Source organism: Chloroflexota bacterium, from assembly GCA_013152435.1.
In the GTDB taxonomy this organism is placed as follows: Bacteria; Chloroflexota; Anaerolineae; order DUEN01; family DUEN01; genus DUEN01.
On the sequence record JAADGJ010000102.1, the window covers coordinates 1 to 13,890 of the forward strand.

Sequence of the window (13,890 nt, forward strand, 5' to 3'; positions counted from 1 at the left end):
GGAGTTGAAGGAGAAGAAGCACCGGGTGGAGGATGCGCTGAGTGCGACCCGGGCGGCGGTCGAGGAGGGGATCGTGCCCGGCGGCGGCGTGGCGTTGCTGAACGCCACGGAGGCGCTGAACGACATCGAGACCGAGTTCGAGGATGAGGCCACCGGTGTGAAGATCGTGCAGAGGGCGCTGGAGGAGCCGATGCGGCAGCTGGCCTTCAACGCGGGCGAGGACGGCGCCGTGATCGTGCAGAACGTGCGTCGCCATCAGCAGGAGAAGGACAACAAGCGCATCGGCTACAACGTGATGACCGGCGAGTACGTGGATATGTTCGAGGCCGGCATCATCGATCCGGCGAAGGTGACCCGCTCGGCGGTGGAGAATGCGGCCAGCATCGCGGCCATGATCCTGACCACCGAGGCGTTGGTCTCCGAGATCCCGGAGAAGGAGAAGGCCCCGTCCACGCCAGCGCCTGAATACTAATCGGAGCATCCGACCGAGCTTTGAACGGCAGCCCCTCTCCAAGGAGGGGCTGCTTCTTTGAATCGTGCGGCGGTCCGTGGCCTCTTATGGGCGTTCGGCCGGATCTCTTGTGGAACCTCTCTCATAGACCCTCCTTCCATACAGGGGGTATGTCCCTTTTGGGAGGTCGTTTGCACGGTGTGTCGTTTCCTTTTAAAATGAACATACACACTGTGATCACGATGAGGGCCGTGGGGCCCCGTTGAGGGGTGGGAGAGGAAATGGCGGATCTGTCCAGAGATCCTAAGGGGCAATGGGATATCAGCCAATCGTTGTCGGATTTCTTGACCATTAGCCTGGTCGTTCAACAGGCTTTGAAGACGCTGGAGCGGCGCCTTCAGGCGGCCGAGCGGGCGCCATCGCAGCGGGAAAGCCGCGTGTTCTCCGCCGCTCTGGAGTACCTGAGCCAGGCACGGGAGGGGTTCTTCCTCAGCCTGCGCACGGGCGCTGTGCCGGAACGGGCCGAGCTGGCCTACCTCTTGCGGCAGGTGTTTGTGGACTGGCAATGGATGGAGGAGTTGGGCATCGACCTGGAGGAGCCGTCAGAGGTGGAGCGGGTGCGGTCGCAATTGATCGCCTTCGCCATGGCGGCCATCGCCATCGGGATGATGCCCCGCCTGCCGCCGGAGCTGGCCACGTTCCCCCCTGTGGGCCCGTTTCGCCGGCGGGGATACGCGGATATCCCCGTCCCTCGTTCGCCCGCGCAGTGGCTGGATCGCATCGAAGAGGTGGAGCAGATCACCTGGCATGTGCGGGTGGAGCCGGTCGTGCGCCTGGAGATCGAGTCGCTGCGACGGACGTACGGGTTCTATGAGGCCAGCACCTGGCTGGCCGAGGAGCATCTACGTCGCTTTGGCCTGCTCCCTCGTGATTGAGAGGAGGAGAATGAGCGTCATCTGGTGTGGAGAGGATACGGGAGGAAGCGATGCCGATCTACGTCTATCACTGCGAAACCTGTGGTGTGCAGTTCGAGCAGATGCGCTCTTTCTCAGATGCAACCGTCCCCGCGTGTCCCAACGGGCACACGGAGGTGCGACGCGTGTTCAGCCCACCGGCCATTCATTTCAAGGGGTCGGGTTGGTATATCACGGATAGCCGTAAGAGTGATAACGGGAGGACAAACGGCAAGGAGGAGTCGAAATCTGGCGAGAAAGCCAAGGAATCATCTGAGAAGGCGGACTGAACGTCCGCCTTTTGCGTTTCCAGGTGGGAATCGTTTATCGTGTAAGCGCCGGCGGGGCACGGCTTCATCGACCCTCGCGTGGCGTTGTCAAGACTTCCTGATCATCCTGCATCCCCTCGTCAGCGTGAACCCCGCCGCAGGTGAGGCGCGGAAGCTTCGCCTGCTTTGGGGCGCATGATCCGTCCTCAGCCGCTCCCAACGTGCGTTCCTTGACCCTTTACCAGGTCCGATGGAGTGTTCCTTATGATTCAGTCTGCCACCTTGTCTTCCGCCTCTCAGCATTACCAGGCCACCCTGGAGGAGGTGCGGCGGGAAGCCTGTCGCTGGATTGCCCTCTCCCTATGCCCCGTCGGTGCCCTGCTGGTCCTGGGGGCCGGATCGTTTCGGGACCCGCTCCATGGCGCCGTCCTGGGCGGGCTGACGATGGCGATCTCCCTGCTGGCCTGGCGGCTGACTTACCTCTCCCATTGGGTGGGGGCCTGGTGGCTCGTGGCGGGATGCGCGGCGGTGAATCTGCTGGCCCTGCAATGGTATCCTCTCGAGAGCGTCGTCCTGCTGCTGGCCTTGCCAGCCGGGCTGGCCACCCTTCTCCTGGGCCTCCGCTCGGGTGCCCTCGTCGCCGCTTTCCTGAGCCTGATCATGTTGGGAAGGGCCCAGCTCCTCCTGCCTCTGCCCCCCTCCCCTTTGAGAGGTGGGACTCAGATCGCGGCGTTGGTGGCCACGTGGGGCACGTTGGCCTTGGTCTGGATCTCCTCTCAGCCCGTCCAGCGGGCGATCGAGTGGCCGTGGGTCAGCTATGAGCGGGCGCGGCGGCTTTTGGAGGAGGCTCGTGAACAGCGGATGGAGCTCAAGCAGGTCCAGGAGGATCTCTATCAGGCCAATCAGGAGCTCGCCCGGCTGTCCGACCGGCTCAAGGCGATGGCTCAGGCTGCTGAGGAGGCGCGTCGGGTCAAGGAGGAGTTCGTCGCCAACGTGAGCCACGAGCTGCGCACCCCGCTGAACATGATCATCGGCTTCAGCGAGATGATCACGCAGGCGCCGCAGGTCTATGGCGCCGAGCTGCCGCCTGCCCTCCTGGCCGATATCGCCGCTATCCAGCGCAATAGCCAGCATCTGGCCAGCCTGGTGGACGACGTGCTGGACCTCAGTCAGATCGAGGCCGGGCGCATGGCCCTCAGCAAGGAGTGGGCCTCCATACAGGAGATCATCGAGGCAGCGGTCTCGGCCGTGCAACCCCTGTTCGAGTCCAAAGGGCTCTCCCTGGAGATCGAGGTGCCTCCAGACCTACCCGCACTCTTCTGCGATAGCATGCGGATCCGTCAGGTGATGCTCAACCTGCTCAGCAACGCCGGGCGTTTCACCGAGAAGGGGGGTGTGCAGGTGCGGGCCTGGCGCGAGGGGGAGGACATCGTGGTCAGCGTGGCCGATACCGGTCCGGGCATCGCCCTGGAGGACCAGGAGAGGCTCTTTGAGCCCTTCCAGCAGCTGGATGGCTCCATACGCCGCCGTCACGGGGGGAGCGGCCTGGGGTTGAGCATCAGCAAGCGGTTTGTGGAGATGCACAAGGGGAGGATGTGGCTGGAGAGCGAGGTGGGCGTGGGCACCACGGTCTATTTCAGCCTGCCGCTGAGCCTGCCCGCCCCGGCCGTGCTCGTCGGCAACGAGGCTGCCCGGTGGTTTAGCTTCTATCATCAGTATGAGCCGCGCACTCGACGGTCCAAGGCGCCGCCGCCGAAGCCCGCTCCCCGATTCGTCCTCCTGGAGCGGGGGGAGACGTTGCAGCGGCTGCTCGGTCGCTACATGGAAGGCGTCGAGTTCGTCTCCGTTCGGGATATAGACGAGGCCCTGCGCGAGCTGAGCCGCTCTCCGGCCCAGGCGTTGATCGTGAACGATTCCGCGCTGAAACAGATGCCTTCCTGGATGGGGAGGCTGGCTCACCTGCCCTATGGGACGCCGGCGGTGGTCTGCTGGGTGCCGGGGGAGGACGAGGCGGCGCAGCAGCTCGGCGTCGTGCGCTACCTGATCAAGCCGGTGACCCGCGATGCTCTGCTTTCCGTGCTGGAGGATTTGGGGAGGCAGGTGCGGACCGTGCTCCTGGTGGATGACGAGCCGGAGGCGTTGCAGCTCTTCGCCCGCATGCTCTCCTCCGCCCGACGTGGCTATCGGGTGCTCCGGGCGCCCTCCGGGCGGCGAGCGCTCGATCTCCTGCGTGAGCGGCAGCCCGACGTGATGATCCTGGATCTGGTCATGCCGGGGATGAACGGGTTTGATGTGCTTCGGGAGAAGAGTCGGGATCCCGTCCTGCGTCAGATCCCGGTCGTCGTCATCTCGGCCAGGGATCCCACCGGGGAGCCCATCGTGAGCAATACGTTGACCATCACCCGCAGCGGCGGGCTCTCCGTACGGGATCTCGTGACCTGCATCCAGGCCGTCAGTGAGGTTCTGTCCCCATCCACGCGATCTGACGGTCAAGGGCGGCCAGAAAAGCCTGTCGGGTGACGGGTTTGCGCACGAACGCGCTGGCGCCCAGGGAGAGCGCAAGCTCCTCCTGGGCCAGGATGGTGCATACGATGATGGGGATATGGCGGGTGAGGGGATGCTGCCGCAGACGCTCCAGGACCTCCCAGCCGTCCACCTGGGGCATCATCACGTCCAGGACGATGATCTGAGGGGAGAACTCCTTCACCAGGGGCAGGGCTTGCTCCGGATCCCGTGTGCTGATCAGGCGATACCGGGTGCCGGATGTATATCGCTGCAGCAGTTGCAGAGTGTCCGCGTTGTCGTCTATGACCAGCACGGGGAACTGCCCCAGAGCGGGAAGCGTGAGGGCGGCCGTGAAGGCCTCCTCGTCGGCGAGCGTCAGCTGCCCGCCGCACAATCCCACAAGCTGCCGGGCGATATCCAGGCTGACCGCGTCGTCGTTCAGGGGCGGTGCCGGGTCGGATTGGGCGTTCGTGCAGGACACCTGGATCTCGACCTCCTGGTGCACCGGCCGAACCGAGATGCGCACCCGGCCTCCTGGGGTCCGATGAATGGCCACACTGAGGAGGCTGAGGAGAAGCTGGCGCAGGACGACGGCGTGTACCGGCAGATCGGGCAGCGCGTCCGCGGGCGCGCCCTCCAGATGGACCTGATGTCGGGTTGCCAGCGGACGCGCCAGATCCAACACCGCGGAGAGCGTTGGGCCTAAGGGCGTCGGCTTCTCCGGCTGGGCCTCCTTCAGCCAGGTTAACTCCTCGTTCACGGCGGATTCGGCCGACGACGCTTCCGTGGGCACGGCCTCCTCGGCCTGCTCCTCCGCCAGTCGGTATTGCTCCCACAGCCGGCAGGCCAGCGCCTCCAGCGCGGCCTGCTGCTCGCGTCGCAGATGGCGAACGCTCAGCCCCAATTGATCCGCAACCTCCTGCTGGCTGAACTGCTGCACGTAGCGGTAGAGGAGGAGGTCATAGATCCGCCAGGCGCGGGACTGAGGCAACACCTCGGCATCCGGGCGCAGGGACTCGATGGCCTCCATCAGGATGCGGCGCAGGGCGGAGGACGCGTCGGGGCGATCCGCTACCCCCAAAAGGGAGGCGAGGGGGTTATGGCGCAGGTGATGAGGGTTGTAAAGGTGGTTGAGGGCGTCCCGCAGATGGTATATGAACTGCTCGTTGATCCACATGTCCGCTTTATGGCCTCTTTTCGCCCCGAGCGAGCGCTGGGTTCCCTCTTATAATTATATACGTAAGGTGTGGTCGCTGACAACTTGATCCGCACGCCGAGGGTTGTTCTGGCGAGGACTCAGCCGAGCCCCCTGACTGGACCCACGAACTGCCACGCTATCTCATAAGAGCCTCCGGTTGTCAAGCGACTGGAAGGATCCTCTGGGGCTTTTCAGCATTGGACGCAAGGGTGGATCGGAACAAAATCGCATGGCTTATCTTACGGAATCGTGCGGCTGCATAGGGGGCAATCGAGCCCCCATCGTCGGCGCGCATTCCGCGGATGGGCGGGCCGCATAGCAGGACGCGGAGACGATCGAGATTTGGTGGGAGGCGAGCGCCCACCGGATCTTGTGGTTTGCGCCTTCCATAGGGAAGGTCCCCCTCCGATCCGCCCGCAAGTATTCACGGAGGAGGTTTGAGATGTTCGTCAAGAAGATCAGCCGACGCGATTTTCTGCGCTTCTCCGCTGGCGGCGTCACCGGAGTCATTCTGGCGGCGTGTCAGCCCGTTGCCCCCGCTGCTCCTCCCGCCGCGCCCAAGGAGGAAGAGGCAGCGCCGCAGCCGGCTCCAGAGCAGCCGGTGCAGGTGACGTATTGGGGGCATGCGTTCATGCCTCGAGTGGAGCTGGACAAGGTTTACATCGAACAGTTCATGGAGCAGAATCCCCTCATCACCGTGGTATACGAGAACCCGGGAGACTTCTCGAACAAGTGGCTGACTGCCATCGCCGCGGGCGCCGGGCCCGATCTCTGGGCGGACTGGAACGCCTATGTCGGCACCGCGTACGCGCAGGGGGCCATCGTCCCGGTGGACTTCGTCGCCCTGGATATGGACGAGTCGGAGTTCATGGACCTTTACATCGAGCCGCAGAACACCTTGCAGGGGGCTACGTTCGAGGGTAAACTGTATGGGATCCCGAACGAGCTCAGCATCTACGCGGCGCACCTCAACAACAAGCTGTGGGAGGAGGCTGGCCTTGATCCGAAGACCGACTTCCCGAAGACGTGGGAGGAGCTGATCCCGGTGGCGGAGCAGCTCACGAAGCGAGACAAGGACGGCAAGCTGATCCAGCGGGGGTGGGTGTTTGGATGGGCGGCTTCTGTCTGGATGTTCCTCCAGTGGGGGGCGATGCTACGCCAGCTTGGGGGCTCTGAGGTCAGCGAGGATGGCAGGACCTGCACCATCAACACCCCGGAGGCGGCCAAGGTCCTTCAGTATTGGAAGGACTGGGTGGAGGAGGGCCGCGGCGGACCGCAGTATCAGAACGATCAGGCGGTCTTCCAGACGGGAACGGTGGCGACGGTGGGGCATCTGGGCTCCTGGGCGCGCCCGGGGATCCTGGACGCCGGGATCGAATACACCGTGCATCCGGTCCCCCGGTGGAAGGACGCGGTGAACAACAACGGATTCGATATCTACGCGTACTTCCACATGGTGAACTCCCAGTCGCCGGACGAGGTGAAGCGGGCCGCCTGGAAGCTGGCCTGGTTCCTCGATTCGCACCCGGTGGAGTATCTGGACAAGACGGGGCTGTTGCAGCCGCAGAAGAAGGTGGAGGCATCCCGTGTGTTCCAGGAGACCCCCTACCTGGACGTCTTCCTGAACGAGATGAAGGTGAGCATGTACTCGCCTCGCATCCCGGGGTTCCTGGAGGTGGCCGACGCCCTGGCCCGGGTGCGCGACCGGGCGTGTGTGGAGGGGATGGACGTGGTGGAGGCCCTGGCCCAGGGCAAGGAGGAGATCGACAAGATCCTGGACGAGGCCTGGGCGGCCGCCGGGATCTGATCCCGACCCCCGGTGAGGGATACGGCTGGGAGGGCATGGTTGCGCTGTGCCTGACCGTGACCCTCGGGAGGCGGATCGAGGGCGACGGTAGCACCCTTGCCTACACCTCGCGTTTCCGTGTGGTGCTACCCGACATGGAGCTGAGCCGGGCTTCACCGGCTCAGCTCCGCCGTAGGTCGCGATCGTGTTGAGAGAGTGTCTGAGAAATGCCGTTACCCCTGCTATGGGGAGGCCCGGAGGGGCGAAGCCCCTCGGAAAAAGCCCTTCTCCCGCCTTCGACCTGCCTGGCCTCGGCCTAAGTCCTTCGGGAAGGGCCGAGAAAGGCAGGTGCAGGCCGGAAAAGTGGGATTCCGTGAAGGGGACCTCCCCTCCACACCTCCCCCTGTGGAACTGGTAACTGAGGGAGCCCCTCAGACACCTCACCGGTAAATTTTCAGACACGCTCTGAGGGCGAGGAGGGCTACCTGACCAAAGGAGCGAAACGAATGGACAGTCAGGAAGTCCCGATCTCGAAGGGACGGGCCGCGACGCCCCGGAAAGGCGTGGCGGACAATCTGGCAAGGCACTGGGGCCTTCGAAAGCGGCTGTTTTTCCGACGGGATCTCTACGGGGCGCTTTTTGTCGCGCCAGCTATGATCTTTTTCCTTGTGTTTAATCTCTATCCCATGGTGAACGGGTTCTACCTGAGCCTGACCCGGTACACGCTCTTGAAGCCTCCCCGGTTCATCGGCCTGGATAATTTCATCGGGCTGGCCAGCGACGCCCGCTTTATCAACGGGGTGAAGGTGACGACGCTCTTCGTCCTGGGCACAACGGTGCCCAAGTGGGTGCTCTCCCTGGCCCTGGCCTTGCTGTTCAAGGGGGAGTTCAAGTTCCGGGAGGTCTACAAGGTCCTGTACTTCATCCCCGCCCTGCTGTCGGGTGTGGTGGTCTCCCTGGTATGGAAGCTGCTGTTCGACCCGCTCGGCCTGGTGAACGCCTTCGTCGAGCCCATGGTGGGGAAGAGCGAGATCTTCTGGTTAGCCGATCCCAAGCTGGCCCCCGTGGCCCTCATGATCGTCGATAACTGGGCCGGTATTGGGTTTTTTATGTTAATCTGGTTGGCGGGCCTGGCCGGCATCCCGTCCGATTTTTACGACGCGGCGGCCATCGACGGGGCGAACCGGTGGCAGTCCTTCTGGCATATCACCCTCCCCCTCTTGAAGCCGACCACCATCTTCGTGATGGTGATCTCCATGATCAACTCGTTCCAGAGCTTCTCCCTTCAGTTCGTGATGACCGAGGGAGGGCCCAACGACGCCACATCCACCATCGCATTGCTCGTCTACAACTATGGCTTCCGCTATTTCAAGATGGGCCAGGCGGCGGCCATGTCGATCTTCATGTTCGTCGTGATCATCACGCTCACCCTGACGCAGATGCGGCTGATGCGCGCGGAGGAGACGTCGTACATGTGAGCGTGCATCGCCCCACCGGTGGCGACGATGGGAGCTGCCATCGCTGATCTCATTCGCGGGGGCCGGGGTTTTGAAGGGCCCTGGCTTCTGGCCGACCTCTTGATGAGGAGCTTGGGATATGTCCGTTGTTCCGGTGCAGAGGGTATGGTCTGTGAGTCGCAGGCTCTTCTCGCGTCTTTTGCTGCACGCCGTGATCCTGATCGGGGCCCTGTTGACCAGCGTCCCGGTGTATTACATGGTCAGTACGAGCTTTAAGGATGAGAGCGAGGTGTTTGCCCTCCCCATCCATTGGATTCCGCATGAGTTCCAGGGGCTGGACAACTACATAAAGGCCTTCCTCGTGGCCCCCTTCGGCCGATTCTTCCTGAACAGCGCCGTCGTGGCGCTGATCGTCGTCCTGACGACCATCTTCTTCAGCGCGCTGGCGGGATACGGCCTGGCCAAGTTCTCCTTTCCCGGGCGTCAGCTGTGTTTCCTGATCATCCTGAGCACCATGATGATCCCCTTCCAGGTCATCCTCATCCCCCTCTTCGTCGTCGTCTACCGGCTGGGGTGGACGAACTCCTATGCGGGTCTGATCATCCCCGGCGCCATCAGCGCCTTCGGCGTGTTCCTGATGCGACAGTTCTGCCTGACGCTTCCGGACGAACTGCTCGATGCGGCGCGCATCGACGGCTGTAGCGAGCCGGGGATCTTCTTCAAGATCACACTGCCGCTGATGCAGCCCGCCCTCGCCACCCTCTCCATCCTCACCTTCATGGGGAGCTGGAACAACCTGTTTTGGCCCATGATCGTCATCACACGCACCGAGTTGATGACCCTTCCCGTGGGTATGGCCTTTTTCCAGCAGCCGCTGCGCGAGCCGTACTGGACTTACATCATGGCCGTGTCCACGGTGGCCTCGTTGCCCGTGATCATCGTCTTCCTCGCGCTGCAAAAGTATTTCATCCAGGGCGTGGTGCTCTCCGGCATGAAGGGATAGCGAGGAGGCGTGCGTCTGCCCTTGCCTTTCTCGCCTTCGCATTTTACATTTGAAGGGCCAGGCTCCCATGTTGTTCCCTGGAGAGGGGGTGATCACCCATGAGCACGCTTGCGATCCATGGTGGGACGCCGGTGCGCGCGAAGCCTTATCCACCCTGGCCGGTGTACGATGAGCGGGAGATCGAGGCGCTCAAGGATGTGGTGGAAAGCCGCAAATGGACCAGCGCGCCCTATCTATACCGGGACTGTCCCGAGGAGTGGAGGGTTAGACAGCTTGAGGAGCGTTTCGCCGCCTACCACGATGCCCGCTATGGGATCGCCACGGGAAGTGGAACCGGTGGCTTGCAAATCGCCTTCGCCGCCGCGGGGGTGGGGCCAGGGGACGAGGTCATCCTGTCGCCGATCACCTTCATCGCCGGCGCCACGCCCATCCTTCATCTGGGAGCGGTGCCTGTTTTCGCCGACGTGGACCCGGAGACCCTCAACCTGGACCCGGAAGCGGTGGAGGCGGCCATCACGGAGCGGACGAGGGCCATCTCCCCCCTCCATCTGGGTGGCTACCCCTGTGACATGGATCGGCTCAACGAGATCGCCGACAGGCACGGCCTGATGGTCGTGGCCGATGCCTGCCATGCCCACGGTTCCGAGTGGAAGGGCATCAAGGTGGCATCCCTCTCGCACCTCGCCGCCTTCAGCTTTCAGCAGGCCAAGCAGATCACCTGCGGCGAGGGGGGCATGACCATCACCAACGATCCTGATCTGTACGCGCTGTGCTACATGTACCACAATGATGGCCGGGGGATCGGGGAAGAGAGTGGCTTGTACAAAGTTCAGGGATGGAACTTTCGCATGAGCGCCTTCCAGGCCGCGGTCCTGCTCGTGCAGCTTGAGCGACTGGATGCGTTGATCGAGCGGAAGGCGAAAGCGGTCGCGTATCTCGAGCGGGAGTTCGCCGCGATCGGCGGGCTTCGCTTCCCCAAGAGGGACCCCCGGGTGACGCGGCAGAGCCACCTGTACCCCAGGCTGCGATACGAGCGCGAGGCGTTCGGTGGGGTCCCGGCCGAGCTCTTTGGGGCTGCTCTGCAGGCGGAGGGCATCCCTGCTACGGGGCATTCGGGGCGGCTGTTGTATGAGCACCCACTTTTCATGGAGGGGCGTTTCCTCTCCGAGGCGGCCAAGCAGGTGGACTACAGCCGGGTGCGTTGCCCGGTGGCGGAGGCGTCAAAGGGGAAGTGGATTCACTTCGACCAGCGGGTTCTGCTGGGCACTCGCGAGGACCTGGATGATTTCATCGAGGCTGTGGCCAAGCTGAAGGCGAATTTGGATGAACTCCGGCGCGAGGCCGCGTGAGGGGTAAGCCCCTGTGTAAGTCAGAGGGTCATCGATGTAGCGTCGAGAGGAGGAGACAAGTGGCGAAGCTGGCGATCCACGGCGGCCCGAAGGCCGCGGAGCGGCTACAAGTGCCATCTTGGCCGATGTACGACGAGGAGGATAAGAGGGCGGTCCTGGATGTACTGGAGGATCGGCATTGGTGTCGACTCTATCCGGGCTCTCGCGTGGAGGCCTTCGAGAAGGCCTATGCAGAGTATCAGGATGCCCGGTACGGCATCGCCGTGAGCAACGGCACCGTGGCACTGGAGCTGGCGCTGTTGGCCTGCGGCATCCGCCCCGGAGATGAGGTGCTGGTCCCGGCCGTCACGTTCATCGCCAGCGCCTCCGCCATCGTGCGGGTCGGCGCGGTGCCCGTTTTCGTCGATTCGGATCCCGAGACGCTCTCCATCTCCCCCGCGGGGATCGAGGCGGCCATCACGGAGCGCACCCGGGGCGTTGTGGCGGTGCACTATGGGGGATATCCCATCGACTTCGATGCCATCCTGCCGATCGTGCGCCGGCATGATCTGGTGCTGATCGAGGATTGCGCCCACGCCCAGGGAACCGAATGGAAGGGGCGGAAGGTGGGCACTCTGGGACATATGGGCGCCTTCTCCTTCCAGGAGACCAAGGCGCTGACGGCAGGCGAGGGAGGGATCGTCCTGACCGATGACGAGGAGATCGCGGAGCGAGCCTCTCTGCTGCACAACATCGGCCGGGTGGTCGGACGGCCGGGCTATGAGCACCACGTCCTGGCTTCCAATTACCGGCTGAGCGAGCTCCAGGGCGCGCTGCTGCACTCTCAGATGCGCCACCTGCCCGAAATGGTGGCCAGGAAGCATGAAAATGGCGAGTTCCTGGCCCAGGGGCTTAGAGAGATCGGTGGTGTGGAGCCTTTGAAGCGGGACGAGCGGATCACGCAGCGGGGATACTACTTCTTCGTCATCCGGTATAACCGCGAGCACTTCGATGGGCTGCATCGGGACCGGTTCGTCGAGGCGCTCAACGCGGAGGGGGTGCCTTGCGGCGCGGGGTATGGGGTGCCGCTTTACAAGCAGCCGGCCTTCAAGCGGGAGCGCGTGGAGCCGCTGCTTCACCCGGCCTCCAAGCCCTGGCCGGATTACGAGCACCTCCATCTGCCCGTCGCCGAGCGTTTCTGCGCCGAGGAGCAGATCACGATCCCTCACCAGGTGCTGCTGGCGGATCGATCGGGCATTCAGGCCATCCTGGATGCTGTGGCCAAGATCAAGGAGAATGTGGGCGAGCTTTTGTCTTGAGGAGATTGCCGAACATCACTGCGCGAACGGGGAAGGGGCGCCTCGCCTGGGGTGCTGATGGGGGTAGCCCCTTGCCTCGCTGAGGGAGGATTGAGATGAGTGCATTCCGTGCGGGCTTTGGTCGGGCAGACATCACGCCCAAGGTCGGTTGTAAGCTCGTGGGCTATAGCAATCGCCCCGGCGATGCGACGGGCGTGCACGATCGTCTGTCCTCGCGGGCGCTCGTCCTGGAGGATGCGGGAGGGCGTTGGGCCATCGTCTCCAATGAGCTCTGCTATCTGAACATGGATAGCGTCCGGGAGATCCGGGAGGCGGTTCAGCGGCGGGTGGGCATTCCACCCTCACACGTGTTCATCGCCACCACCCACACGCATTCCGGCCCCCACGATCGGGAGGCGGACAACTGGGATCGGCCGCTGGTCGAGCTGGTGGCCGATGCCGTGGAGGCGGCCTGCGATGCGCTTCAGCCGGCGCGCATCGGCGCCGGATACGGGATGCTCTACGGATACTCCGTCAACCGGCGCTGGCTCGACCGCCCGGTAGATCCCGGCGTCGCCGTGATCCGGGTGGACGATGCGGAGGGGCGACCGCTGGGGCTGGTGACGAACTTCGGGTGCCACGCGGTGGTGCTGGGGTATGACAACCTGCTGATCAGCGCCGATTGGCCGGGATACGCCTGCGCCAAGCTGGAGGAGGCGCTGGGCGAGGGCACGACCTGCATGTTCCTCCAGGGTGGCTCCGGCGATGTGAACCCGTTGGTGGAGGGGGTCCGTCGGCGTCTGCGGAGCGGCCATACCGTGGTGGCCATCGGCGAGGTCAGCTCCTACTACGGCCCGCCCGACGATCCGGAGCAGTGGAACATCGGCGACCGCGGGGGCGGCACCTTCGAGGAGGTGGCCGAGCTAGGGGAGGCCTTCGCCGACGAGGCATTGCACGTGGCCCGGGGGATTCGGACGACCGTTCCCTCCAAGCCCCTATGGTCGGAGCAAGTGGTGGTAAACGTCGCGGCCGGGCCCGATGAGCCCCAGGTGGAGCTGGACGAGCTGGCGCTCTCCCTCATCACGGAGCGTCCCACGATCTCGGACCAGCGGAACATCCCGGCGGAGATCATGCTGCTGGGTGTGGGCGATGCGCTGCTGTTTGGGGAGCCCGGCGAAGTCTTCAGTCAGACGGCCGTGACCGTGAAGGCCCGGCTGCGCGCGTACGGGTACGGCACGCCGATGTTGGTCGGCTACGCCAATGGCTGGATGGCCTACCTGCCCGAACCGGAGGCGTTCGACGAGGGTGGATACGAGCCCGGATGGGCGCTCCGGCTGGGCCTGACCCGGTACATCCAGCCGCGCGTGTGGCAGGCCGTCGAGCCGATCCTCCGGGAGAGGGCTGTGAACAATCGATAACTCCAGGCCCTCATCCTCTTTGCCCAGCTTAGAGGACGATAGGGCCCTTGAAGGGGTGGCCTCCTCGGATATGCGCGGGGAAGGCCATTCCTTTTTTCTATTCGCTCATATTGGCATACACGACACAACGTAGGTGTGCACGACCGTGCGTCCCATTGGTATCAAATTAAGCGAAACGGAAGCGTGGCTCCGCATCTCTGGGGTGGCTCGGAGGGGCGGCAGCC

The 13,890-nt window shown here is 63.9% G+C and carries 11 protein-coding genes; 10 read left to right on the top strand and 1 reads right to left on the bottom strand.

Translation table 11 applies throughout. The annotated features are described in order from the left end of the window. The 4 genes from groEL to GXP39_14360 form a co-directional block, all read left to right on the top strand. A partial coding sequence (gene groEL / locus GXP39_14345) for a chaperonin GroEL (protein NOZ29212.1) occupies nucleotides 1-472 on the top strand: 472 nt, incomplete at its 5' end. Nucleotides 473-732: 260 nt separating this feature from the next. Continuing rightward, the gene (locus GXP39_14350; protein ID NOZ29213.1) at nucleotides 733-1,386 is read left to right on the top strand and encodes a hypothetical protein; all 654 of its coding nucleotides are present in this window, start codon (nucleotides 733-735) and stop codon (nucleotides 1,384-1,386) included. A gap of 50 nt (nucleotides 1,387-1,436) precedes the next feature. Continuing rightward, nucleotides 1,437-1,694, top strand: coding sequence for a zinc ribbon domain-containing protein (locus GXP39_14355; protein NOZ29214.1), 258 nt, complete (start codon nucleotides 1,437-1,439; stop codon nucleotides 1,692-1,694). A gap of 243 nt (nucleotides 1,695-1,937) precedes the next feature. Next, on the top strand, nucleotides 1,938-4,193 hold the full coding sequence (locus GXP39_14360; protein ID NOZ29215.1) for a response regulator: 2,256 nt from the start codon (nucleotides 1,938-1,940) through the stop codon (nucleotides 4,191-4,193). Here GXP39_14360 and GXP39_14365 read toward each other — a convergent pair. Continuing rightward, nucleotides 4,126-5,355: a response regulator gene (locus tag GXP39_14365; protein ID NOZ29216.1), complete on the bottom strand. Its 1,230-nt coding sequence runs from the start codon at nucleotides 5,353-5,355 to the stop codon at nucleotides 4,126-4,128. The genes GXP39_14360 and GXP39_14365 overlap by 68 nt on opposite strands. Before the next feature lie 463 nt (nucleotides 5,356-5,818). On the opposite strand from GXP39_14365, the gene GXP39_14370 reads away from it, so the two are divergent. From GXP39_14370 to GXP39_14395, 6 genes are all read left to right on the top strand, one after another. After that, complete coding sequence (locus GXP39_14370; protein ID NOZ29217.1) at nucleotides 5,819-7,183, top strand: extracellular solute-binding protein; 1,365 nt, start codon at nucleotides 5,819-5,821, stop codon at nucleotides 7,181-7,183. Nucleotides 7,184-7,668: 485 nt separating this feature from the next. Then, complete coding sequence (locus GXP39_14375) at nucleotides 7,669-8,640, top strand: sugar ABC transporter permease (protein NOZ29218.1); 972 nt, start codon at nucleotides 7,669-7,671, stop codon at nucleotides 8,638-8,640. 118 nt (nucleotides 8,641-8,758) lie between these two features. Then, nucleotides 8,759-9,622: a carbohydrate ABC transporter permease gene (locus GXP39_14380; GenBank protein ID NOZ29219.1), complete on the top strand. Its 864-nt coding sequence runs from the start codon at nucleotides 8,759-8,761 to the stop codon at nucleotides 9,620-9,622. A gap of 98 nt (nucleotides 9,623-9,720) precedes the next feature. Beyond that, on the top strand, nucleotides 9,721-10,971 hold the full coding sequence (locus GXP39_14385; protein ID NOZ29220.1) for a DegT/DnrJ/EryC1/StrS family aminotransferase: 1,251 nt from the start codon (nucleotides 9,721-9,723) through the stop codon (nucleotides 10,969-10,971). 59 nt (nucleotides 10,972-11,030) lie between these two features. Then, on the top strand, nucleotides 11,031-12,269 hold the full coding sequence (locus GXP39_14390) for a DegT/DnrJ/EryC1/StrS family aminotransferase (protein NOZ29221.1): 1,239 nt from the start codon (nucleotides 11,031-11,033) through the stop codon (nucleotides 12,267-12,269). Nucleotides 12,270-12,364: 95 nt separating this feature from the next. Further along, a complete protein-coding gene (locus GXP39_14395; GenBank protein ID NOZ29222.1) occupies nucleotides 12,365-13,666 on the top strand; it encodes a hypothetical protein in 1,302 nt (433 codons plus the stop codon). Nucleotides 13,667-13,890: the final 224 nt, after the last annotated feature.